The organism is Actinoplanes sp. NPDC004185 (genome assembly GCF_053603475.1).
Genome location: NZ_JBSGFR010000023.1, coordinates 36,160 through 59,454, shown reverse-complemented (window position 1 = coordinate 59,454; position 23,295 = coordinate 36,160). Strand labels below are relative to the sequence as shown.

21 protein-coding genes are annotated in these 23,295 nt (G+C 71.5%); 5 read left to right on the top strand and 16 right to left on the bottom strand.

Going from position 1 to position 23,295, the window contains the following annotated elements; translation table 11 throughout:
• The first annotated feature begins 84 nt into the window (after positions 1-84).
• Positions 85-1,737: a PAS domain S-box protein gene (locus ACWEOZ_RS23605; RefSeq protein ID WP_451912845.1), complete on the top strand. Its 1,653-nt coding sequence runs from the start codon at positions 85-87 to the stop codon at positions 1,735-1,737.
• 548 nt (positions 1,738-2,285) lie between these two features.
• Here ACWEOZ_RS23605 and ACWEOZ_RS23600 read toward each other — a convergent pair.
• The 4 genes from ACWEOZ_RS23600 to ACWEOZ_RS23585 all read right to left on the bottom strand — a co-directional run bounded on the left by ACWEOZ_RS23600 (position 2,286) and on the right by ACWEOZ_RS23585 (position 6,132).
• On the bottom strand, positions 2,286-2,561 hold the full coding sequence (locus ACWEOZ_RS23600; protein ID WP_451912844.1) for a GlsB/YeaQ/YmgE family stress response membrane protein: 276 nt from the start codon (positions 2,559-2,561) through the stop codon (positions 2,286-2,288).
• Between the two features lie 82 nt (positions 2,562-2,643).
• Positions 2,644-4,521 carry a translation elongation factor 4 gene (lepA, locus tag ACWEOZ_RS23595; RefSeq protein ID WP_451912843.1) on the bottom strand — a complete coding sequence of 626 codons (1,878 nt, stop codon included), beginning with the start codon at positions 4,519-4,521 and terminating at the stop codon, positions 2,644-2,646.
• 84 nt (positions 4,522-4,605) lie between these two features.
• A complete protein-coding gene (locus ACWEOZ_RS23590; RefSeq protein WP_451912842.1) occupies positions 4,606-5,529 on the bottom strand; it encodes an MOSC domain-containing protein in 924 nt (307 codons plus the stop codon).
• 69 nt (positions 5,530-5,598) lie between these two features.
• On the bottom strand, positions 5,599-6,132 hold the full coding sequence (locus ACWEOZ_RS23585; RefSeq protein WP_451912841.1) for a DUF4240 domain-containing protein: 534 nt from the start codon (positions 6,130-6,132) through the stop codon (positions 5,599-5,601).
• Positions 6,133-6,184: 52 nt separating this feature from the next.
• Between ACWEOZ_RS23585 and ACWEOZ_RS23580 the strand changes: the two genes are divergently transcribed.
• Both ACWEOZ_RS23580 and rpsT read left to right on the top strand, forming a co-directional pair.
• Positions 6,185-7,159, top strand: coding sequence for a phosphotransferase family protein (locus ACWEOZ_RS23580; protein ID WP_451912840.1), 975 nt, complete (start codon positions 6,185-6,187; stop codon positions 7,157-7,159).
• A 145-nt stretch (positions 7,160-7,304) separates the two neighbouring features.
• Positions 7,305-7,571, top strand: a complete 267-nt coding sequence (rpsT, locus tag ACWEOZ_RS23575; protein WP_451912839.1) for a 30S ribosomal protein S20 — start codon at positions 7,305-7,307, stop codon at positions 7,569-7,571.
• Between the two features lie 103 nt (positions 7,572-7,674).
• On the opposite strand, the gene ACWEOZ_RS23570 is transcribed toward rpsT, so the two are convergent.
• The 6 genes from ACWEOZ_RS23570 to ACWEOZ_RS23545 all read right to left on the bottom strand — a co-directional run bounded on the left by ACWEOZ_RS23570 (position 7,675) and on the right by ACWEOZ_RS23545 (position 16,027).
• Positions 7,675-8,310, bottom strand: coding sequence for a hypothetical protein (locus tag ACWEOZ_RS23570; protein WP_451912838.1), 636 nt, complete (start codon positions 8,308-8,310; stop codon positions 7,675-7,677).
• On the bottom strand, positions 8,307-9,290 hold the full coding sequence (holA, locus tag ACWEOZ_RS23565; protein WP_451912910.1) for a DNA polymerase III subunit delta: 984 nt from the start codon (positions 9,288-9,290) through the stop codon (positions 8,307-8,309). Before holA ends, ACWEOZ_RS23570 begins: the two co-directional genes overlap by 4 nt.
• 250 nt (positions 9,291-9,540) lie before the next feature.
• Positions 9,541-11,958 (bottom strand): GH92 family glycosyl hydrolase, encoded by a 2,418-nt coding sequence (locus ACWEOZ_RS23560; RefSeq protein ID WP_451912837.1) that lies wholly within the window; start codon positions 11,956-11,958, stop codon positions 9,541-9,543.
• Between the two features lie 75 nt (positions 11,959-12,033).
• On the bottom strand, positions 12,034-12,768 hold the full coding sequence (locus ACWEOZ_RS23555; RefSeq protein ID WP_451912836.1) for an SDR family oxidoreductase: 735 nt from the start codon (positions 12,766-12,768) through the stop codon (positions 12,034-12,036).
• A gap of 62 nt (positions 12,769-12,830) precedes the next feature.
• Complete coding sequence (locus tag ACWEOZ_RS23550) at positions 12,831-15,260, bottom strand: ComEC/Rec2 family competence protein (RefSeq protein ID WP_451912835.1); 2,430 nt, start codon at positions 15,258-15,260, stop codon at positions 12,831-12,833.
• Positions 15,257-16,027, bottom strand: coding sequence for a helix-hairpin-helix domain-containing protein (locus ACWEOZ_RS23545; RefSeq protein WP_451912834.1), 771 nt, complete (start codon positions 16,025-16,027; stop codon positions 15,257-15,259). Before ACWEOZ_RS23545 ends, ACWEOZ_RS23550 begins: the two co-directional genes overlap by 4 nt.
• Before the next feature lie 752 nt (positions 16,028-16,779).
• Between ACWEOZ_RS23545 and ACWEOZ_RS23540 the strand changes: the two genes are divergently transcribed.
• Both ACWEOZ_RS23540 and ACWEOZ_RS23535 read left to right on the top strand, forming a co-directional pair.
• Positions 16,780-17,577 (top strand): putative protein N(5)-glutamine methyltransferase, encoded by a 798-nt coding sequence (locus tag ACWEOZ_RS23540; protein WP_451912833.1) that lies wholly within the window; start codon positions 16,780-16,782, stop codon positions 17,575-17,577.
• Between the two features lie 44 nt (positions 17,578-17,621).
• Entirely contained in the window at positions 17,622-18,683 is a 1,062-nt protein-coding gene (locus ACWEOZ_RS23535; protein ID WP_451912832.1) for a hypothetical protein, read from the top strand.
• A 3-nt stretch (positions 18,684-18,686) separates the two neighbouring features.
• On the opposite strand, the gene ACWEOZ_RS23530 is transcribed toward ACWEOZ_RS23535, so the two are convergent.
• The 6 genes from ACWEOZ_RS23530 to ACWEOZ_RS23505 all read right to left on the bottom strand — a co-directional run bounded on the left by ACWEOZ_RS23530 (position 18,687) and on the right by ACWEOZ_RS23505 (position 23,261).
• A complete protein-coding gene (locus ACWEOZ_RS23530; RefSeq protein ID WP_451912831.1) occupies positions 18,687-19,535 on the bottom strand; it encodes a DegV family protein in 849 nt (282 codons plus the stop codon).
• 24 nt (positions 19,536-19,559) lie between these two features.
• Positions 19,560-19,940 (bottom strand): hypothetical protein, encoded by a 381-nt coding sequence (locus tag ACWEOZ_RS23525; protein WP_451912830.1) that lies wholly within the window; start codon positions 19,938-19,940, stop codon positions 19,560-19,562.
• Between the two features lie 47 nt (positions 19,941-19,987).
• Positions 19,988-20,623, bottom strand: a complete 636-nt coding sequence (locus tag ACWEOZ_RS23520; RefSeq protein WP_451912829.1) for a histidine phosphatase family protein — start codon at positions 20,621-20,623, stop codon at positions 19,988-19,990.
• Positions 20,620-21,021 (bottom strand): ribosome silencing factor, encoded by a 402-nt coding sequence (gene rsfS, locus ACWEOZ_RS23515; RefSeq protein ID WP_203770871.1) that lies wholly within the window; start codon positions 21,019-21,021, stop codon positions 20,620-20,622. Before rsfS ends, ACWEOZ_RS23520 begins: the two co-directional genes overlap by 4 nt.
• 74 nt (positions 21,022-21,095) lie before the next feature.
• Entirely contained in the window at positions 21,096-21,695 is a 600-nt protein-coding gene (gene nadD / locus ACWEOZ_RS23510; RefSeq protein WP_451912828.1) for a nicotinate-nucleotide adenylyltransferase, read from the bottom strand.
• Between the two features lie 15 nt (positions 21,696-21,710).
• Positions 21,711-23,261, bottom strand: a complete 1,551-nt coding sequence (locus ACWEOZ_RS23505; RefSeq protein ID WP_451912827.1) for an ATP-binding protein — start codon at positions 23,259-23,261, stop codon at positions 21,711-21,713.
• Positions 23,262-23,295: the final 34 nt, after the last annotated feature.

The window sequence follows — 23,295 nt, the reverse complement described above, 5'->3', positions numbered from 1 at the left end:
AGTCACGATCACGATGTTGCCTGGTCATAGCGCTGCGTATACATCGACGTGGACAGACAGCGACCGGACTGGTACTAGTTAGTCGTGCTCCAAGCCATCGAGTGGATCCATCTGGGAGCCGTCGGCGTCGCCGCGATCATCGTCGGAATCTGCCGGCACAAGCCTGCCCGGATCGGGCCCTGGCTGCTGCTGGCGGCTTCGGTCGTCGCCGTGGCCATCGGCGACATCCTGCACGCCCTGCACGAGTACGCTGCCGCCGACATCGCCTACCTGGCCATGTTCGCCCTGGTGGCGTTGTCGCTGCTGCAGCTGACCCGGGCCGGCGCGATCCTGATGGACCGGGCCCGGGTGATCGACCTGGTGGCTTTCGCCTGCGCGGTGCTGCTGGTGATCTGGGTGTTCCTGATCAGTGGCAGCAGCTGGCTGGGCGGGATAGCACCGGAGGACATGCTCGGCGCCCTGCTGCTGGTCGGCATCTGCACCCGGCTGGTCGTGGCGGTGTGGTTCAACTGGTCGGCGGTGCTGCTGGGCGTCGGCGCGCTGGGCATCCTGGCCAGCGACATCGCGTACTCGCTGGCCCCGAGTCACTGGTCCGAGGCCGGCTACATGCTCCTCTACCTGGCCTGGGGCGGCGCGGCGCTGCACCCGTCGATGGTCCAGCTGACGACGCCGCTGCCGTTGCGGCCGAAGCCGTGGCAGGGCCGCTGGGCGACTCTGCTGGGCGTGTCCGTGGTCACCCCGCCGTTGGTGCTGCTCATCCAGGCGCTGCAGGGCGAGATCCGTGACGGTGTGGTGATCGCGGTGGCGGGAGCGCTGACGGTGGTGCTGGCCTTCACCCGGCTGGCCGACTCCGTGACCCAGAACAGCCAGGCCCTGACCCGCGAACGCGTGCTGCGGGAGGCGAGCGCGGCGCTGGTCGCGGCGGCCGACGACGCCGCGGTCGACGAGGCGGTCCGCACGGCGGTGACCCAGCTGCTGCCACCGCACGACGTGCAGCGCATCGTCTTCGCCACCGACGACCGCCAGCTCACCCTGCAGGCTCTGCCGGCGGCGGCGACGAATCCCCGCCCGCGCAGCTGGTGGCTGGACGACGAGAAGACGCCGGGAACGAACCCGGCCGACGGGACGCTGGTCTGTCCGCTGTGGCTGGAGCCGCTGGCGGTGGCCCGCCCGAGCGGCGGCGCGCTGGTGCTGGCCGGCCGCAAGGACATGCTGACGGTGAGCCGCGACGCCCTGGAGGTCCTGGCCGGCCAGGCGGCGCTGGCCCTGGACCGGATCTCCCTGGTGGAGGCGGTGGGCCGCCGCGACAGCGACCTCTATCTCAGGGCGGTGATCCGCAACACCGCGGACATCATGCTGGTGATCGACGAGGACCAGCAGATCCGGTACGCGAGCCCGGCCCTGCACGAACTGATCGGTGAGAAGGAGCTCCCCCCGTTCGCGAAGCTGCCGGACCTGGTGCACCCGGACGACCGGGGCCAGATCCGCCGAGCCCTCCGCGACGAGGGCGACGGGGTGGTCTACTGCGCTCTGCAACGGGCGGACGAGACCCAGGTGATGGTCGAGGCGACGTACCGGGATCTGCGGGAGGACCGCCTGGTCCAGGGCTACGTGGTGACGATGCGCAAGGTGACGAAGCCGCAGGACCCGGTGGAGCAGGTGCCGCACCTGGAAAACGTGGACGAACTCCCGGCCTGGGTGAACCGCCGCAGCGCGCAACACAAGTTCCGCTACTGAAGCAGCTCGCGCAGTGAGGCGATCCACCGCGTGCCGGGCAGTTCGGCCTCGTCAGGATCCCGAACCATCGTGACCTCTTGATAGCCGAGCCGGACGGCCGCGCCGACAAGCTCATGCGTCACTGCCGGCGCGGTACATCCGCGGATCGGGCTTGCGGCACCCCACAAGGCCGGCTGAAACCGCGGGGCAGCTGGATGGTGAACCTAGGTGGAGGCGACCTGGACTTGGGGACGAGCCCGAGGTTGAGGGCGAAGCCTGAGTGCGCGCGCAACGCGCGGAGGGTGACCAAGCACGGACATGGCAGGGAGCGAAGCGACCGGTCTCGGCGTGAGCGACGGTCAGCACCACGCACGGACCTACGACCGGACCTTGCCCTTGATCTTGTGCGTTGTGATCTGCGCCTCTCCGGCCCGCACCGCTCCAGCTCGCCGGTGGCCGAGCGTCGGCAACCCTGAGCGGCTGCGGAGGGAACGGAAATGCAGGAACGCCGGACCTCGCGGTCCGGCGTTCCTGGGGAGCTGTTCGGTTCAGCCTCAGCTGATCCGCATTCAGCGGGTGACGCCGCGGCGGCCGAGGATGCCGACGACCAGCGCCACACCGATGGCGGCGAGCAGGACCTGGAACAGCAGCTCGATCCAGTCGATGCCGCCGGTGTTGTCCACGCCGAAGGCCCGGGCGATGACCGTACCCAGCAGGGCGGCCACGACACCGATGACCATGGTCAGCCAGATCGGGATGTTCTGCTTGCCGGGTACGACCAGGCGGCCGAGGGCGCCGATGATCAGGCCGACGATGAGCGCGGTGATGATGCCGGTGACGGTCATTGAAGGTCTCCTTGGGGGGTAGAACAGTTTGTTGCGTTCGTCTGACCCCACAGTTCCCGACCGGCCGGAAAACCAAACCGCCCTATTTTTTGTTTGTTTTGCTGTCGACCGAGTCGGAGGTCGACAGCGCGGCGATGAAGGCCTCCTGGGGGACCTCGACGCGGCCGACCATCTTCATCCGCTTCTTGCCTTCCTTCTGCTTCTCGAGCAGCTTGCGCTTGCGGCTGATGTCACCGCCGTAGCACTTGGCGAGCACGTCCTTGCGGATGGCGCGGATGGTCTCGCGGGCGATGATGCGGCTGCCGATGGCGGCCTGGATCGGCACCTCGAACTGCTGCCGCGGGATGAGTTTCTGCAGCTTGGCCGCGATCGTGACGCCGTAGTTGTACGCCTTGTCCTTGTGCACGATCGCGCTGAACGCGTCCACCGGCTCGCCGTGCAGCAGGATGTCGACCTTGACCAGCTCCGCCGCCTGCTCGCCCGAGGGCTCGTAGTCCAGCGACGCGTAACCCTTGGTCTTGGACTTCAGCTGGTCGAAGAAGTCGAAGATGATCTCGCCCAGCGGCAGGGTGTAGCGCAGCTCGACCCGTTCGGTGGACAGGTACTCCATGCCGAGCAGCTGGCCGCGGCGGCTCTGGCACAGCTCCATGACGGCGCCGACGTAGTCGTTGGGGACCAGGACGGTGGCCCGGACCACCGGCTCGTGGATCTCGGCGATCTTGCCGTCCGGGAACTCGCTCGGGTTCGTGACGACGAACTCGGCGGCGTCCTCGGTGAAGACGCGGTAGACCACGTTCGGCGCGGTGGAGATCAGGTCGAGGTTGAACTCGCGTTCGAGCCGCTCGCCGATGATCTCCAGGTGCAGCAGACCGAGGAAGCCGCACCGGAAGCCGAACCCGAGCGCGGTGCTCGTCTCCGGCTCGTAGGTCAGCGAGGCGTCGTTGAGCTGCAGCTTGTCGAGGGCGTCGCGCAGCGCCGGGTAGTCCGAGCCGTCGATGGGATACAGGCCGGAGTAGACCATCGGCTTGGGGTCGGAGTAGCCGCCGAGCGGCTCGGTGGCCGGCCGTTGGTTGTTGGTGACGGTGTCGCCGACACGGGACTGGCGGACATCCTTCACGCCGGTGATCATGTAGCCGACCTCGCCCACGCCGAGCGCGCCGGCCTTCTCCATCTCGGGCGAGACGACCCCGATCTCCAGGAGCTCGTGCACGGTGCCGGTGGACATCATCTTGATCTTGTCCCGGGCCTCGATACGCCCGTCGATGACCCGGACGTAGGTGACCACGCCGCGGTAGACGTCGTAGACCGAGTCGAAGATCATCGCGCGGGCCGGGGCGTCGGCGTCGCCGACCGGCGGCTGGAACTGGCGGACGACCTCGTCGAGCAGGTGCGGGACGCCGACGCCGGTCTTGCCGGAGACCCGCAGCACGTCGTCGGGCTCGCAGCCGATGAGTTTGGCCAGCTCCTCGGCGTACTTCTCCGGCTGCGCGGCCGGCAGGTCGATCTTGTTGAGCACCGGGATGATGTGCAGGTCGTTCTCCATCGCCAGGTACAGGTTGGCGAGGGTCTGCGCCTCGATGCCCTGAGCGGCGTCGACCAGCAGGACCGCGCCCTCACAGGCGGCAAGGCTGCGGGAGACCTCATAGGTGAAGTCGACGTGGCCCGGCGTGTCGATCATGTTGAGCACGGCGGTGTCGCCGGTGCGGTCGCCCTCGCGGACGACCCACGGCATGCGCACGGCCTGGCTCTTGATCGTGATGCCGCGCTCGCGCTCGATGTCCATCCGGTCGAGATACTGGGCGCGCATCTGCCGCGGGTCGACCACGCCGGTGATCTGCAGCATCCGGTCGGCCAGCGTCGACTTCCCGTGGTCGATGTGCGCGATGATGCAGAAGTTGCGGATCCGACCGGGATCGGTCGCTCCGATGATGTTCACGCCGGGGTCGAGCGGTCCAGGCACGATCGTCCGTTCTCTTCAAGCGGGCTGGCTGCCGATGAACGCACCGGCAACGTCTATCGTCCCACGCCGCGCGGGACGCCCGGCTCACACCCGGTCGAGCGGCCGGTGCGGCTCCGGCGGAAGCTCGACGTGGATCTCGGCGCCGGGCCGGACCGGGCCGCCCCGCAGGACCACGGCCATGACGCCCGCCCGCCGGCTCAACGAGCCGTCCGGCTCCCGCCCGAGTACGCGTTTGAGCAGGCCGGGACGGTAGTTGTTGATCTGCTGGCAGGGGTTGCGCAGTCCGGTGATGACGATCGCCGGACGCGGGTCGGGTGTGCCTTCGGCTCCGGTGTGCCCGTTGTCGCGGGCGGCCGGATCGTGCTCGGTGATCGGCCCGGCGGGCGGCTCGGCCTGGATGCGGGCAGCGAGAGCGGCTACGGCCTCGGCGGTGGACGCGTCGAGGGTGGCGTGCGCGGCGGCAGCCACCACAGCGGCGGCACCGTCCGGCGGACCAGCGAGGTCGGCCTCCGCGGCCGGTGAGCGTTCCGCTCCGCCGGCCGGTGGGAGAGCCGCGGCGGCAGGCGAGCCCTCCGCTCCGGAACTCGGTGCGGGAGCGACATCGGCCGCCGGTGAGCGTTCTGCGCCCGGAGCGGGGGCCGGGCCGAAGCGCAGCACCGTGCCCACCGGGAGCGCGAGCAGGTCGATGCCGGTCGTGGTGACGTTCTCCCCCAGGCTACCGGCCGGGACGTCGTAGCCGTCCTCGTTCACCTCGTCGTGCAGCTCGGCGCGGATCAGATGCACCTGGCGAAGGTTCGGCTGGTCCGGGTCCACCGCCACCCGGCTGCGGTGCCGGACCGTCAGCCCGGCATGTACATCACCCGCCACACCCAGCCCGGCGATCAGCACGATCTCGTCGCGGACCGGCTTGCTGAACGAGTAGACGTCGTTGCAGCTCACCGACGCGACCGTGCCGCGCATCGACCGTTGCTCCCCCACCGGGGCCGTCTCCTGCTGATGAACATCCATGCGCCCGATCCTGCCCGACCCCGACCACCCCGTTCGACCTCGTTTCCCGCCCCCTGGGCAGCGGGCGGATCAGTCCGGCGGCTCGAGGAACAGGGCCGACAACCGGGGGAGCCGCTTCTGCATCTCCTCCTCGTTGTCGAAGTCCCACAGCATCGCCGGATCCGGCCGGGTCCTGGCCGTCTCGCTCGGCGGCAGCTCGTCGCCGGTGGCCTCCCGGTGGGCTGCCTCGGCGATGCCCAGCACCTCCTCGGCCTCGAACACCGCCCCCGTCGAAGCCGCCGCCCGCACCGCCGGCAGATCAGCCAGCGAATCGGGCTCACGCACCGCCCGGGCGACGACATCCCGCCCGTTCGCGATCAGCCAGCCGCGGAAGTTGTCGAAGCCGTCCTCGGAGCACCCACCGTTGATCAGGTAGGCCGCCGCCCAGAGGTCTTCCTTGCCCGAGGCGTTCATCACCTTGTCGAGGTGGCGCCCCCACGCCACGATCTCGGCCGGGTCGCGCCCCACCAGCTCGGCGGTGGCCCGCTTGGCCACCTCGTCGGGCGAGCCCGGCCGGTCGGCGGTAGCCCGGTCGATGACCGCCCAGAAGTCGTCCGTTCTCATGGGCACAGCCTGCCAGCCGGGTACGACAAAACCGGGGAGGCAGGATGGGGGCATGCGCGCCGTCACATTGCCCGAGGTCGCTTACGGCGCTACTGCCGTACGTCCGGATTGGGAGGATCTTCCGGCGGCCTTGCGGGAAGCGATCAGCTTGCGGCTCGGTTCGCCGGTCGTGGCCGCGGCCGCCGCGGGCGGAGGTTTCACCAGGGCTTTCGCGGCCGTGCTGACGACGGCGGCCGGGGATCGGGTCTTCGTCAAGGCCGCGCCGGCGACGGAGCCGATCGCCGATTGGTACGCGCGTGAGGCGGCCGTCACAGCCGCGCTGCCGGCGGAGGTGCCGGCCGCCCGCCCGCGGTGGACGCTCGTGGCCGAGGGGCATTTCGTGCTGTGCCTGGAGGCGATCGCAGGGCACGTGCCGGAGCTGCCGTGGGCGCCTGGTGACCTGAGCGCGGCGCTGGCGGCCTGGCAGGCGTCGGCGGTGGCGTTGAGCCGGCCCGGCCCGGGGCTGCTCGCGCTGGGCCTGCCACGGCTCGGCGACATCGTGCGTGACGAGTTGTCGTGGTGGTCCGAGATCGCGGCGGGCCGGGCGCCGCTGCCGCCCGCGCCGGACTGGGTGCCCGGCCGGCTGGGCGAGCTGGCCGCGCTGGAGCGCGGGCTGCCGGAGCTGGTCGCGGGCCCCGGCATGCTGCACGGCGACCTGCGGGTGGACAACGTTCTGGTGGACGCGTACGGCGCAGCGTGGCTCTGCGACTGGACCTGGCCCTGCCTCGGCGCACCGTGGTTCGACACGGTGACGTTGCTGGTCACGGCGTACGCGAGCGCCCTCGACGTGGATGCCGCCCTGGAGCCGTGGCAGCCACCGGCGGAGGGCGTCGACGGTGCCCTGGCCGCGCTCGGCGGATACTGGCTGACCAGCGCGGCCCGTGGTCCCAGCAGCGCCTCGCCGCACAGCCGGCAGCACCAGCGGTTCAGCGGCGAGCAGGCCCTGGCCTGGTTGGCCGAGCGCCGCGGCTGGGTGCCACCGGAGTGAGCCGTGGGCCGGCCGGGCAGCCGAGCGATTTGGGCGGCGCGAAGCGGGCCTGATACATTAGTTCGTCGCGTGTGGTGACGTTGCTGTTTGCTGCGTCGCCACCGTCCGAGTACATCATCCGAACTAGTCAGGACAAGGCTGTCGCGTGGCGAACATCAAGTCCCAGATCAAGCGCAACCGGCAGAACGAGAAGGCCAGGCTGCGCAACAAGTCGGTCAAGTCGTCGCTGAAGACCGTGATCCGCAAGCTGAACGAGGCGAGCGTGGCCGGCAACACCGAGACGGCTACCGCGCTGCTGCGTGACGCCTCGCGTCAGCTCGACAAGGCCGCGAGCAAGGGCGTCATTCACAAGAACCAGGCGGCGAACCGCAAGTCGGCCATCGCCAAGCGGATCGCCTCGCTGTCTGCCTGACCGCAGGCCGGTTTCAGCGTCACACACCTCTGGGCACCGCCGAACCTCCGGGTTCAGCGGTGCCTGAGTTGTATCCGCGACCAGCTGGAAGCGGTCGGACCGCCTACTCGTAGCGGCGGGCGGCCGACTGTCGGGCACGCTGCTGGCTGTCGTCCAGGTCTTCGGTCCACTGCCGGGTGACCGGCGGGCCGTTCAGGGCGCTCGCGTCCATCGCCGCCGGGGCCCAGCGGTCCTCGCCGATCATCCCCCGGTCCTCGTCGGGCATCCTGGCGGCCGCGTCGGGAATACCGGCGACCCTGCCGGGCATCCCGGAAACCGCGTCGGCGGTGGCGCTCCGGATGATGGCCGGACGCAGCGCCGGCGGACCGCTCACCGGCGTGGCCGAGCTGACCTGAGCAATGACCGCGGGCGACAAGCGCACTGTCGCCGCTCCCGGTGAGGCCGCGGAAGCACGAACCACGGCAACCGGCGGGCGGATGGTTGCGGGACGGATCAGCGCGCCGGCGACCACGTCGTTGAGCTTGACCATGGCCGCGACGGTCAGCGGCAGCGCCAGCACGCCCCACCAGCTGACCAGCTCGGCGAGCGCCAGCAGGATGCCCAGCGCGACGGCGCCCTCCAGGAACACGAAGCAGAGGAAGCCGCCGGGCGCGAGATATTGCAGGCCGAGCATGCGGGCGTAGAGCGGCTGCTGGCGGGCCTCGTCGCGGGACAGCCCGGCCCGGCGCGACCGGGTCATCGGGCGCCACCGGAGTTGCGAGCGGCGGCGACGGCGAAGACGGCACACTCCAGCGCGTACCCCCGGTCCTCGGCCCCGCCCTTGACCGCAGCGTTGCAATCGGCCGCGGCGCGCATCGCGTCGACCAGGCCCTCCGGGGTCCAGCCGCGGCTACGCTCCTGGGCCTTCTGGATCTTCCACGCGGGCATGCCGAGCGAGCTGGCCATCTGGTACGGGTTGCCGCGACCGGCCGAAGCGACCCGGGCGACCGTGCGCACACCGTCGGCGATCGCGTCGGCGATCGGCACCGGGTCGACACCCACGTGCAGGGCCCAGCGCAGCGCCTCGAGCGCACCCGGGACGTCTCCGACCATGGCGGCGTCGGCGACCGCGAAGCCGCTGACCTCGGCCCGGCCCTTGTAGTAGCGGGAGACGACGGCCGCGGTGATCTTGCCGTCGGTGTCGGCGAGCAGTTGCGAGCAGGCTGCGGCGATCTCCCGCAGGTCGGTGCCGACCGCCGCCAGCAGCGCGGACGCGGCGGCCTCGTCGCACCGGCCACCGTTGCGCCGGAACTCGTCGCGCACGAACGCGATCCGCTCGCGCTCCCCCTTGAGCTTGGCGACGGCGACGACGGTCGCGCCGGCGGCCCGCAACCCGTCGGCGAACGCCTTGCCCTTGGCCCCGCCCACGTGGGAGACGATCAGTGAGACGTCGGGGTCCGGATTCTTGGCGTAGGCCAGCAGCGCGGTGACGAGGTCTTTGCGCGCGTCCTGCCCGCTGCGGACGACCAGGACACGGCGCCCGCCGAACAGCGACGGGCTGAGCATCTCGGCGACCTCACCGGCGCTGAGGGCACCGGCCTCGTATTCGCGGACGTCGGCGCCGGGCTCGTCGGCCCGCGCGGCGGCGACCGCGGCGGCGATCGCCCGGGCGGCGAGCAACTCCTCGTCGCCTTGGACGAGCAGCAACGGTGCCGGGGACGCGGTGTTCACGTCGGAAATCTTCGCACGAAGGTCTGACGCTTCCGCACGACTCACTCCTGCGCGCAGCCCGGTGACCGATGAACGCGAAACCCGACATATCGGTGATCCGCCATGCGGTCGCGGCCGTAATGGTTCTCGATCAGGCTGAATGTCTGGCTCGCCGGTCGAAGGTGATCCCACCCACATCCGAACCGATCGCCCGGGGTCGAAGGGAACGCTCGGCTTAATCCGGGCGTGTCGTTGTGATGATCGACGGCCGGGCCGGCCGTCAGTGGTCCCGCGGGAGGTCGGCGGACGCGGTTGCCCAGGTCTTGTCCGGAGTGGTCGCCAGCGTGAAGGTCACCGTGCCGCCGGTCTGGACGAACGATTCCGGGAGCCAGGAGCGGCACAGCGTCGAGCCGTTCAGCTCGGCTCCCAGGACGTACGGGTCCGCGGAGTTCGCGTTGACCGTGAGGCGGACGCCGTTACTGCGCTCGATCACGACGCGGGTGAACACCGGGCTGCCCAGGAGCATCTCCGCCCGGCCGGGAACCTGCGGGAACATGCCGATCGCGGCGAACGCGTACCAGGCGCTCATCGTGCCCAGGTCGTCGTTGCCGGGCAGGCCCGCCGGACCCGTCCCGTACGCGGTGTCGACGATCTGCCGCACCGTCTCCTGGGTCTTCCACGGCTGGCCGAGCCCGTTGTACATCCACGGCACATGGATGCCCGGCTCGTTGGTCGGGTCGTAGCGCAACGCGTTGCCGCCGAGCACCGCCCAGTTGCCGTTCTCGTCGTGGAAGAGCCCGTCCAGCCGGGTCGCCGCCGCCGTACGCCCACCCATCAGCGCCGCCAGCCCGGACACGTCCTGCGGCACCATCCACGTGTACGTGGCACTGGACCCCTGCGCGAAGCCCACATCCGTCGACGGCGTGAAGCCGCTCTGCCAGCTGCCGTCGGCCCGCCGCGCCGCCTGATACCCGACGGCCGGGTTGTACGTGTTCTTCCAGTAGTCGCCGCGCGGCAGCAGCTGCCGGTACAGGTCGTTACGCCCGGCCCGTCGCGCCCACATCGCCAGGGAGAAGTCGGCCAGCGAGTTCTCCAGGGTCTCCGCGGCGCCACCCCAGCAGTGGCAGATGTCGTTGGCCGCGTACTTCAGCGCCAGGTACGTGTTGAGCGTCGGCCGCTGCCCCAGGCACTGACCGGGGCAACCGGCATCGGAGAGGGCGTCCGGATTCTGCACGGTCGCCTGCCGGACGAGCGAGTCGAGCGCCGCCCGGGCATCGAAGTTGCGGACGCCCATGGCGTAGTACGTGGCCAGCGTCGGCGCGGCCGGATCGCCGGTCATGACGTGCGTCGGCGCGCCGAGATGCAGCCAGCGGTCCCAGATGCCGTTGTTCTGGGCGGCGAAGTCCAGCATCGACTGGGCCATGTCCCCGGCCACGTCGGGCCGCAGCAGGGCGAGGAACTGGATCTGCGCCCGGTACTGGTCCCAGCCGGAGAACGTGCCGTACGCCGCCCGCTGGCCGGCCCGGATGCTGTGGATCTGCCGGTCGGCGCCGAGGTAGCGGCCGTCCAGGTCGTTCATCGTCTGCGGTTGCATCAGCGAGTGGTAGACCGCGGTGTAGAAGGCCTTCGTCCTCGCCTCGGTGCCGCCACCGACCCGGATGCGTCTGAGCTCGGTGTTCCAGGCGTCGCGGGTAGCCGCGGCCACGGAGTCGACGGTCGCGGTGGCGGGGACCTCGGCCTCCCGGTTGGCGGCGGCGCCGGCCAGGCTCACGTACGAGATGCCGACCCGCATCCGCACCGCCCCGCCGGCGGCCGTGTCGAAGCCCACCCAGCCGCCGGAGCCCTTGCCGGCCCGGTCCGCGCCGGTGAGGTAGCCCTCTCCCCCGGTGGCCGTGGTGCCGCCCGGGGTGACGGTCGCGTTCTGCCAGGTCCCGGTGCGGGCGAAGTCACGGTCGAAGACCGCGCTGAAGTAGAGCCGGTAGTACGACCGGCGGTTCGGGTTGGTCGCCCCGCCGCCGTTGCCCCGGCGGCCGCAGAAGCCGCCGGTGAGCACCGACCCGGTGACCGTACGGCGGCCGGCGTCGATGGTGATCTCGGCGTCCTCGCTGCCGTTGAGCGAGTTGGACGTGCGGAACAGCAGGTTGGCGGCCGAGCCGGTGGGGAAGGTGAAGTCGCCGACGCCGCCCCGGGTGCTGACGGCGAGGTCGGTCCGTACGCCGTTGTCGAGCCCGACGGTGTACCGGCCGGGGCCGGCGGACTCGTTGGCATGCGCGAACGTCGAGACGTACTGCTGGTCACGGGTGTCCGCGGTGGGTGAGGTGGTGACGTCGCCCACGTACGGCATGATCGGCACGTCCCCGGCGGCCCCCGGGTTGCAGCCCGCGCCGTTGACGTGGGTCAGGCTGAAGCCACGCACCTTGGTGACGTTGTACTCGTAGCCGTTGGCCGCGCCGGTGCTGGTCTGGTCGCCGTTGGTGCTGGTCGGGCTCCAGGCGATCATGCCGAACGGCCGGGTCGCGCCGGGCCACGTGTTACCGCCGCGGGTGGTCCCGATGAACGGATCCACGTAGCTCGCCGGATCGTCGACCAGCGGCACCACGGCGGGCGTGGCGGCGGCCGCCACGACTGGCGTCAGCGTCACGACCAGGACCGCTCTCACGACCCCGGCGAGCACTGCACGAACACGAGACGTCGACATACGGGGACCTTACGACGAAGTTGATGATCACCGATGTTCCTGGGTCCGGCCGCGGGGTGAACGCCGCGCGAACCGTCACCCACGACGCTCGGCCAGCCACTGCTCGAAGGTCTGGGTGCCCCGCGGGCCGGGACCGGTGGGCAGCAGCCCTCCGCGTGCCATGGGCCCGGGCAGCCACAGCGGCACCACGGCACGCCGGCGGACGACGCCGGCCCGGACCAGCCGCCGCGCCATGTCGGCCAGTGACTCCACCCGCGGCCCGGCCAGATCGGGCGCGGCCTGCTGCGGTGCGCCGCCGACCAGGTCGACGAGGGCCTCGGCAACCTCCCGTACGGCGATGGGCTGCACGGTCAGGCGGGGCACCAGGGCGACGGGTCCGGGCATCCGCTCGAGGATCTGCTCGGCGAACTCGTGGAACTGGGTCGCCCGGAGCACGGTCCATGGCACCGAGCCACCCCTGATGATCTCCTCCTGGCGCAGTTTGCCCTGGTAGTAGCCCGTGTGCACACGATCGATGCCGACGATGGACAGGGCGACGTGATGCCGTACCCCGGCCCGCGCGGCTGCGTCGAGCAGGTGACGCCCGGCTTGCTCGAAGAAGCCGACCGCCTCGGCGCGCTTCAGCGTCGTCACGTTGCTCACGTCGATGGTGGCGTCGGCCCCGGCAAGCGCCGCGTCGAGCCCGGCACCGGTGACGAGGTCAACGCCGGCCGACCGGGCCAGCACCATCGGCTCGTGATCGGCGTCCTTGAGCGCCTGGACGACGTGGCGGCCGGTCAGACCCGTGCCGCCGGCCACTGCGACCTTCATGCTCGTACTCCCTACGTTCGTCGTTGTCATGAGGACGAAGGCGCGCCACCGGACGTGACAGGTCATTGCGGCGGGTCGCCGCGAGCCACGACCGCGAGGCCCGAGCCGGTGTTGACGGCGGCGAGGTCACCGCCCTGATCGGTACGCAGGATCCGCGTCCCGCCCCGGCTCAGCCGTGCGAGCAGGGAGGGGTTCGGGTGTCCGTAGACGTTGCCGGCCCCGACCGACACGAGACCCACGGCGGGGTCGACAGCGTCGAGGAACTCCGGCAACTGGTACGCCGAGCCGTGGTGTGCCACCTTGAGCACGTCCGCGCGTACCGCCGCCGGTCCGAGATGGTTGAGCAGAACCTGCTGCTCCTCGGTCTCGGCGTCACCGGGCAGCAGCACTGTGCGGCCGTCGAGCCGGGCGCGCAGCACCAGGGAGTTGTTGTTCGGGTCCGAGTTGGTGCCGTGCAACGGCTCGTACGGCCCGAGCACGGTCAGCGCGAGCCCACCCACCGCGTACGACCAGCGCGGCCCCACCGCGGCCATCGGTGCACGGGCACCGGCGGCCTGCGCGGCGACGACGGCACGGCCGCCCAGTGGCTCCGGCCAGTCCGGCGTGATCACGCCCAGGACGGAACGGTTGCGGAAGACGCCGGCGACCCCGCCGATGTGATCGACGTGGAAGTGACTGACGACGAAGAGCACAACCTGCCGTACGCCGAGCCGCCGCAGGCAGTGGTCGACGGAGGTCGGCTCCGGCCCGGCGTCCACCACGACTGCGCGGCCGGCGCCGGCCGGCAGCACGATCGCGTCACCCTGGCCGACCGCGCAGGCGACGATCAGCCAGCGTGGGGGCGGCCACCCCGACGCGATCAGCCGTACGGGCAGAGCCCCGAGCATCGCCCCGAGCGAGACAACCGCCACCAACCGCCGCACGAGCGGCCGCCGTACGGCGATGAGCAGCGCCACCGTGACCAGGGCCAGCAGGAGTGCGCCGAGCACGCCCCCGGGCCACGGCAGCGCACCGGCGGGCACCCGGGCGCCGTACGTCGCGACCAGCACCAGCCACCGGGCGGGCCACTGCCCCAGCCAGGCGGCGAACTCAGCACCGACCGGCCAGACGGGCGACAGCACAGCGGCGGAGACACCGAACAGAGTGGCGGGCGCGATCGCGGGCACCACAAGCAGGTTGGCGGGTACGGCGACCAGGCTCACGGAGCTCGAGATCCCGGCGACGACCGGCCCACACGCGACCTGGGCGGCGGCTGGCACGGCCAGCGCCTCGGCGGCCAGCAGCGGCCAGCCCCGGCGCCGGAGAGCGTCCCGCCACTTCGGCGCGAGCAGCAGCAGCCCGCTGGTCGCCAGCACGGACAGCGCGAAGCCGATGTCGCCCGCGAGCTCCGGGTCGACGACGATCAGCACTGCCACCCCGGCGGCCAGGGCGGGCAAGGCGGCGCGCGGACGCCCGGCAGCCAGTCCGATCAGCCCGATCGCTCCCATCGCGGCGGCCCGCACGACGCTGGGGGACGGCCGCGCGAGGATGACGAAGCCGACCAGCGCGACAGCACAGATCAGGGCCGTGAGCAGCGGCCCGGCCCGGGTCCACCGCACCGCGAACAGCACCACCCCGAGGATGATCGCCACATTGGCGCCGCTCACGGCGTTCAGATGCGTCATGCCGGTCGTGCGGAAGTCCTCCTCCAGCGCGTCGTCGAGCCGGCTCGTGTCCCCGACGACCAGGCCGGGCAGCAGACCGCCGACATCGTCCGGCAGCGGCGCACAGGCACGTTGCAGACCGGCACGCAGTGTGCCCGCGGCGCGCTGCGTCCACGACGAACGCCCACGCAGCAGCGGCGGTTCTTTCACCGACAGGACCGCAGCCCGTAAATCACCCCCACGAGGTGCCATCAGGCGGCCTTTGACCGAGGCCCGCTGGCCGGGCAGCAGCGATCGCCAGGCCGGATCCGAGCCCAGCACGAGCGCCCGCACCGAGAGCCGCAGACGCGATCCGTCCTCGGGAAACACCGAGGTCAGGTCGACCGCGACCAGGTAGGTGGCTGGCAGCCCGGGCGACCCGCGCAAGGCCCGCGGATCATCCCGCACCACCAGATCCACTCGTACGGTGGCACCGGCATCCACAAGCGCAGCAACCGGCCCGGCATCCCGAACACTGACCCGCGCGGCGGTGGCCACGGCCCCGCACCCAGCGCCGAGCAGGGCAGCGGCAACCAGCCAGCGCACCGCCCCGCCTCCGAACGCCGCCACTGCTCCTGGACCGCGTCGTGAGCCATCGGATTGTTCCCGGATCAGGGCAGTGCCTCCGGCCGCCGCCAGGGTCCCGGCGCCGAGGATGAGGCCCCAGCGGGCGGACAGGTAGAGCGAAGCCAGCGCCGCGAGCCACAGGGCGACCGCGAAGCTCGTCAGCCGGAGATCCGGTGCGCGATCCTCTGGCGGGTGGTTGCCGGCCGCCGCACGCCCGGCGGTGGCGCCGTCCTCGCGGCTCACACGGTCACCAGTTCTTTGAGTTGTTCGTAGCGGGCTGCGCCGATGCCACTCACCTGGCGGAGGTCACTGACCGCTTTGAAGCCGCCCTGGGCCTCGCGGGCTTGCAGGATGCGCTGGGCCAGGACCGGTCCCACACCGGGGAGCGTGTCCAGGTCGGCGAGGGTGGCGGTGTTGAGGTTGACCGGCCCGGCGCCAGGTTGCCCCGGTGCCGCAGGACCGGCGGCGGCTGTCGGCGCAGCGCCCGGCGGGGGCGTGACGCCGACCATGATGAGCTCGCCGTCGGCGACCTTGCGGGCCAGGTTGAGCGGTGCCACGTCGACGCCCGGGCTGGCGCCGCCGGCCGCTCGCAGGGCGTCTGCCACGCGGGCGCCCGGCGGAAGTTCGACCAGTCCGGGTTTGCGGACCTTGCCACCGACAGCCACGATCACCGCGGCCGGCGCGGACGCCTTGATGCCTGGTCCGGCCGGGGCGCCGGTCGCTGGCCCGGCTGCATCCGAGTCGTCCGGGAGGGAGGCGTCCGCGGCGGCGGGGTCGATGCCGGGCGGAGCTACCGGATCGACCCGCGGACGGGCTCGCCACGCCAGCAGAGCCGCGATCACAACCACGAGGATCGCCACAGCGGCCAGCGCCTTCACACCGCGACGGCCCGGGTCGAAGGCGCCGAGACGCGAACGCGGAGCACTGTCGAACGCGCCGACGGCGGTCAGGGGTTCTTCTCCGGGGTATTCGTCGTCGGCATCGGGCCCGAACAGGGCAGGCGGACGCATTGCTTCGGCGGGAGCCCACGGCGGCCGACTCGCCAGATCTTCGGGTGCGGGGACGGGCGGCGGCGCAGGCGGTGCAGCGGCGGCGACGGCAGGGCCCGGGTCCTCAGGCTGCAGCGTCACGTCGTCCGGCCAGCCCGGCAACAGATCGTTCCAGGTGAGCGGTGGCCCACCGGGCACCGGCCAAGCACCGTCGCCTTCTCCGACGTCGTCGGGCAACGCGGCCCTCTGGGGAGGCGACGAGGAGACGGCCTGGTGATCCAAGCCGGGGCCCGGCTCAAGAGACGCGTCGTCCGAGCCTCCTCCCAAGGCGGGAACCGAGGGAGATGGCGAGTCGCCGGGGTGGGGAGGAACAGGGGCGGCGCGATGAAGCGGTTGGTCTTCCCCGGCAAGCACCGGAACCTCCGGAGTCAAAGCGATCGCAAGCTCGCCGGACAACCGCCTCGGCGGCGTGGCCCACGGCGATCCGGGAGGCCGGCTCGGCGGTGCAGCCGACGGCGATCCGGAAAGCTGCCCCGGCAGCGCGGCCAACGGCGACCCGGAAGGCCGCGAAGAGCCCACCGACCGCGACGCCGGCCGGACGTGCACCGGCGCCAAAACCATCCGCAGCCTGGCACTCACTTCCTCGGGATTCCTCGCCTCACGCACCGGCCGAAATTAGGCCGCAGCGCCCCTCCACCGCCCCGCCCCCTGTGGATAAAAACGGACTGTGGATAACCTCCGGCCCGCTCCCCCGCTTTGCTAGACATGGCGCTGTGACAGTTACCGACCTGACCGAGGCCACCGTCCGGCTGCGGGCCGCCGGCTGCGTCTTCGCCGAGGATGAGGCCGCCGTGCTCGGCAGCGCCGCCACCGATCCCGCCCATCTCAGCGAGCTCGTCGATCGCCGGGCGCTGGGCGAGCCCTTGGAGCAGGTCGTCGGTTTCGCCGACTTCTGCGGCGTACGGGTCCGGCTGCGTCCCGGCGTCTTCGTGCCCCGCGTCCGCAGCGAGCTGCTCGTGCACACCGCCCTGGCTGAGCTCGAGACGCCCGGCAAGACAGTGGTCGACCTCTGCTGCGGTTCCGGTGCACTCGGCCTCGCCGTACGCGAAAGGGCACCGACCATCCGCCTGTTCGCCGCCGACAGCGACCCCGTCGCCGTGGCCTGCGCTCTGGACAACCTCGGCGGGGGTGTCTTCCAGGGCGACCTCTTCGCAGCCCTGCCCGAGGAGCTGCGCGGTCACGTCGACGTCCTGCTGGCCAACGTTCCGTATGTCGCCACCGAGCATCTCGCCCTGCTTCCCGCCGAGGCCCGCCTGCACGAGCCCCGCACCGCCCTGGACGGAGGCGCCGACGGGCTCGATGTCTTCCGTGCTGTCGTCGCCGGTGCCGCCGACTGGCTCGCCCCCGATGGGCTGCTCTTGTCCGAGATCACCGAGGCGCAGACCGAGGCCGCCGTCGCAGCTGTACGGGCCGCGGGGCTCAGTGCCGGCATCGTTGACGACGACGATCTGGAGGCGCGGGCTGTCACCGGTCGGTGGTCGGAACTTCCAGCGGTAACGGGCCTGCGATAAGGTCAGCGGCCGATGCCGGGGGGCAGAGCAAGGAGGCACTGCGCGTGGGGTTCTTCCGCAGGGTCGCCCGGGCTCGGCTGGCCAGCCAGGTCATCAGAAGGCTGCGCCGCGCCGGGTTCGCCGACGCCCGGTACCACTCGGCGACCTTTTCGGTAAGTTTCACTCCGGACGGTGACGACGTCCCGAGTGTGCTGCAGCTCGAGGGCCTGCTGGCCCATCGGTCGCGCGGGCGCCGGCGCCGGGTCGACCGGTTCGTCGCCGGGTTCCTGCGCAATCCCGGCCTCCCCGTGGACTGGCATGCGGCCCGGCCGCTGCTGCGGCCGGTGCTCCGGGGGGTGACCACGCCTTCGGACGTCAGCGCGCCGCTGAGGCGACCCGCGCTGCCGTTCCTGGCCGAGTTCGTCGTGGTGGACCACCCCGAGACGATGACATACGTGTCCGTCGACAACGGCTGGGGTGTCGACGCCGACGAGGTGTTCGCGGCCGCGCGGGCCAATCTGACCGCGGCGACGCTGCTGGGCAAGGCCACCGAACCGGTCGTGGTGCAGTTCATCGACGACGGGGACTCCTACTGGACCTCGCATCTGCTGCTCGACGGGTGGCTGGCCGGGCTCGCCGGGCAGGTCGGCGGGGAGCCGGTCGCCTTCGCACCCGACCGGGGCACGCTGCTGGTCACGGCCGACAACAGCGACCACCTGCCGGGGTTGTTCGCGCAGGCGGAGGCGATCTACCTGGCGTCGCCGCGGGCGATCACCCCGATGGCGTACGTGAGCGACGCCGACGGGCGCACGGTGCCTTACGGGGCGGCGCCGGGGTCACCGTACGAGATTTGCGTGCGTCGGGCGCAGGCGGTGCTCGCCGCGCGGGAGTACGCCCGCCAGGCGGAGCAGTTGCCACTGGCGGCGGAGTTGCTGATCGCGGACAACGGGCGCACCCGAGCGTTGTGGCCGCAGGACGGGCCGGCGCTGCTGCCGGTGGCCGACGAGGTGCAGGTCGGCGAGACCGTCCGGCCGTGGCGGGAGGTTGTGCCGCATCTGACCGAGGAGCAGCTCACACCCCCACGCTGGCGCGGCGAGAGCTGGCCCAAGGAGAAGGACCAGGACTGACCATCAGACGCGCCGATGCACGACAACCCCGGCAACCCCCGGCCCCACATGAGCCGCGACCACCGCCCCGATCTCGGTGATGTAGCAGTCCCGGAGCCGGTCACCCAGCCGCATGGTCACCGCGTCAGCCAATGCCGCCGCCCGGTCCGCCGCCCCAAGATGGTGCACCGCGATGTCCACCTCCCCGTCACCGGAGGCCTCCACCGTCAGATCCACCAGCCGGGCCAGCGCCCGGCCCGCAGTACGCACCTTGTCCCGCACGACGATCGACCCGTCCACCACGTGCAGGATCGGCTTGACCGCCAGCGCCGTCCCCAGCAGCGCCGACGCCGCGCCGATCCGGCCGCCGCGGCGCAGGAATTCCAGCGTGTCCACGTAGAAGAGGGTGCTGACCTGGGCGGAGTGGTCGACCGCGGCCTGGCGTACCGCTTCCAGGGTGGCGCCGGTGCCGGCCACCGTGCTGGCGCCCAGGGCGGCGAAGCCCAGGCCCATCGCCGTGGTGCCGCTGTCCACCACCTGGACCAACGGTCCGACCTCACCGGCCGCGAGCACGGCGGCGTCGTAGGTGCCGGAGAGCTGCGACGACAGGTGCACGGAGACGATCCCGTCCGCGCCGGCCTCGAGCAGCCGGCGGTACGCGGCCACGAACTGCTCCGGCGCCGGCCGTGAGGTGCTCACCGTGACCCGCCGCTGGCCCAGTGCACGGGCCACGTCGGCCGGGGAGATCTCGGAGCCATCGAGGCCCTCCTCGCCGTTGATCACGACGGTGAGCGGGACGACGGTGAGGTCGTACGTCCCGCTCAACTCGGACGGCAGGTACGCGGTGGAGTCGGTGACGACCGCGACGGGCATGCGGGCACCGTAGCCGATGGTGGCCTAGTTCGCGCGGAGGGTGGTGACGATGAACGGCGTGCCCTGCTGGCAGGTGGTCATCATGCCCTGCTCGACGCGGCCGGTGACGGTGACCGAGGCGCCGGGCTTGGCGGCGGCGCGCTGCGCCGGATCGTTGATGATCAGCAGGTGTTCGTCGAGGAGCAGGCAGTTCGGCTCGACCCCGGCGGCGATCGTGCCGTTGAGCGTGGTGGTGGCGCCGTTCGAGGGCTTCACGGGGGCTGACTCCTCACTCGGAGCGGACGGCGCGGACGAGGCCGGCAACGCGGACGGTGCCGGGGCCGGCGCACCGGCGGAGTCGCCGTTGGCGCAGCCCGCGAGGGCCAGGGCGACGAGCAGAGGCAGACTGATGCGTCGGATAATCATGGTGCTTGGACGCTACCCGCTGCCCCGCCCGTTCCCGGCTGCGGAGATCAAACCGGCGGCGGGACCGGCCGGTCGCCGAACGGGCCGACGTTGTAGCTGCCCAGCTGCCAGCCGCGTTCGTCGTCGTGGGTGAGCTCCGCCCAGTGGCAATTCTGCAGGGCGCGCAGGGTGCGCAGCTGCTCGCGGGGCCAGCCGAGCAGGTGCCCGATGCCCGAGCGCGCGGCCGCGCCGTGGGTGGCGACGACGATCGTGCTGTCCGGCGGCACCAGGTCGGCCGCGGCCTGCAGCGCGTCGGCTACGCGCTTGCCGAGGTCGTCCAGGGTCTCCACGTCGCCGCCGATGACGTCGGCGCCGGCCCGCCAGCGGGCGAACTCCACCGGGCGGGTCAGCGCGACCTTGGTCATGGTGAGGCCCTGCCACTGGCCGAACGAGCGCTCACGCAGCCGCTCGTCATAGCTCACCGAGAGGCCGGTCAGGGCGGCCAGCGCCGCCGCCGTGTCGGCAGCCCGGCTCAGGTCGCTGGCGACCAGGGCCGTGGGACGCAGCCGGGCCAGCAGCTCGGCGGCGTCGACAGCCTGTTGCCGGCCCAGCTCGTTGAGCGGCACGTCAGTCTGGCCCTGGACGCGGCCGCCCGCGTTCCAGTCCGTGTTGCCGTGCCGCCAGACGATGAGGCGAGTGGTCATGCCGCGCCGGAGGAGGCGTCCGCCTCGGCGAGGTCACGATCCACGAACTCGATGGTCGGGCAGTCCTTCCACAGCTTGTCCAGGGCGTAGAACTCCCGCTCCTCGGCATGCTGGATGTGGATCACGACATCGATGTAGTCGAGCAGAACCCAGCGGCCCTGTCGCTCACCCTCGCGACGGACGGGCTTGGCCTTCTCGGGCAGGTTGAGCAGGGCTTCCTCGATGGCGTCGACGATCGAGCCGACCTGGCGCTCGTTGGCCGCCGAGGCGATGACGAACGCGTCGGTGATGTAGAGCTGGTCGGCGACATCGATCAGGACGATGTCCTGGGCCTTCTTGTCGGCCGCGGCCTGCGCGGCGGTCAGCGCGAGCTCGCGGGCGCGTTCGGTGACGGGCACCGGTCTCCCCTCGTTCGGTTTCAGAGTTACCAGCCTCTCATACCGGTATGACATCTCTACCCGGATGAATGGCCCTAAACCGGACCTTCGTCCCGATAAAGTCCACGCTTTGCGATGTACTGCACCACACCATCGGGTACCAGGTACCAGACCGGCTCACCGTCGGCCACGCGCTGGCGGCAGGCGCTGGACGAGATGGCCATCGCCGGGACCTCGACGAGTGTCACCGTGTCGGCCGGCAGATGGGCGTCGGAGAGCTCGAAGCCCGGCCGGGTGACCCCGATGAAGTGCGCCAGCGAGAGCATCTCGAGGGCGTCCTTCCAAGAGAGGATCTTGGCGAGCGCGTCCGCGCCGGTGATGAAGAACAGGTCCGCCGTGGCGCCGAAGACCGCGTTCAGGTCGCGCAGCGTGTCGACGGTGTACGTCGGCCCGTCGCGGTCCACGTCGGCCCGGCTGACCTGAAAGCGCGGGTTGGAGGCGGTGGCGATGACCGTCATCAGATACCGGTCCTCGGCCGGGCTGACCGTGCCCTTCTGCCAGGGCTGCCCGGTCGGGACGAACACCACCTCGTCGAGGTCGAAGCGGCTCTGCACCTCGCTCGCCGCCACCAGGTGACCGTGGTGGATCGGGTCGAACGTGCCGCCCATGATCCCGATTCGTCGCCGCTCCCGCATCCGGCGAATCCTAGATCAGCCGTCGAGGCGCCGCCGAACGGCGGTGAGCAGTGCCGCGGCGGTGAACGGCTTCTCCAGCAGGGCCACCCCCGGCTCCAGCGTGCCCTGCGAGGCCAGCACCGGCTGGGCGTATCCGGACATGTAGAGCACCCGGGTGTCGGGCCGTACGCAGACCAGCCGCTCGGCCAGCTCCTTGCCCAGCATGCCGGGCATCACCACGTCGCTGACCAGCAGATCGATGGTGCCCTCGTGCACGGCGGCCAGCTCCAGGGCCTGCGCCCCGCCGTCGGCGGTCAGCACGTGATAGCCCGCCCCGGACAGGATCCGGCCCGCCACGTCGCGCAGGGCGTCCTCGTCCTCGACCACGAGCAGCGTCTCGCCGTGCCCGGCGGTGCCGACGGGTTCCGGCGCGGGCGCGACCGATTCCTCCTCGGGTGCGCCGGCCGGCAGCAGGATGGTCACCGTCGTCCCGAGGCCGGGCTCGGAGGTCAGGCTGACGCTGCCGCCGGCCTGGGTGACGATGCCGTAGACGGTCGCCAGGCCCAGCCCGGTGCCCTCGCCGCTGGCCTTGGTGGTGAAGAACGGCTCGAAGGCCCGCTCGATGACCTCGGGGGCCATGCCCTGACCGGAGTCGGAGATCCGCAGGCGTACGTAGTCACCGGGCGTGAGGTCGGGATGGTCGCCCACCCCCAGGCGCGAGCCGGCAGTGTCGATCACCAGGTTGCCGCCGGCCGGCATCGCGTCGCGGGCGTTCACCGCCAGGTTGACCAGGAGCTGCTCGATCTGGCCGGGATCGCAGGTGACCGGGCGCAGTCCCGGGGCCGGCCGGACGATGAGGGTGATGTGCTCGCCGATCGAGGTGCGCAGCATGTCCTCGGTGTCCGCGATGACCGCGTTGAGGTCGAGCACCCGGGGGCGTACGACCTCGCGGCGGGCGAACTTGAGCAGCTGGTGGGTCAGGTCCGTGCCCCGCTGGCCGGCCCGGATGACCTGCCGGGCGTCGTCGGCGATGGCCTTCAGGTCCGGCGCCGGCGCCTCGGCCTCCTCGATCACGAAGTTGGCGTAGTTCACGATCACGCCGAGCATGTTGTTGAAGTCGTGCGCGATGCCGCCGGCCAGCTGGCCGAGCGCCTCCAGCCGCTGGTTGCGGTGTTCCTGCACTTCACTGCGTTGACGTTCGGCCTCAGCCTGCAACCGCTGGCGCTCGCTCATGTCCCGGATCACCGCGACCGTGAGGCGGCCCTGCGGCGTCTGCACGCGCGACAGCGACGCCTCGGCGGGGAAGATCGTGCCGTTGCGCCGGCGCACCTTGAGCGCCAGCGTGCCCATCAGGCTGGTGCCGGGACCGCGGTCGTCAGCCTCGCGGCGCAGCCCGGCCAGCTCCGGCACGCGCTCGGCGTCCGGCAGCAAGCTCTCCGCGCGCCGGCCGACCATCTCGCCGCGGGGCCAGCCGAAGACATCCTCGGCCCGGTCGTTGACCAGGACGATGAGCCCATCGTCCATCACCAGGATCGCGTCCGGCGCGGCCTGCAGCAGACCACTGGACAGCTCCTCGGACCACTCCACCTGCCCCCACCCCCGTTAAGCCGAGGCTAACGGC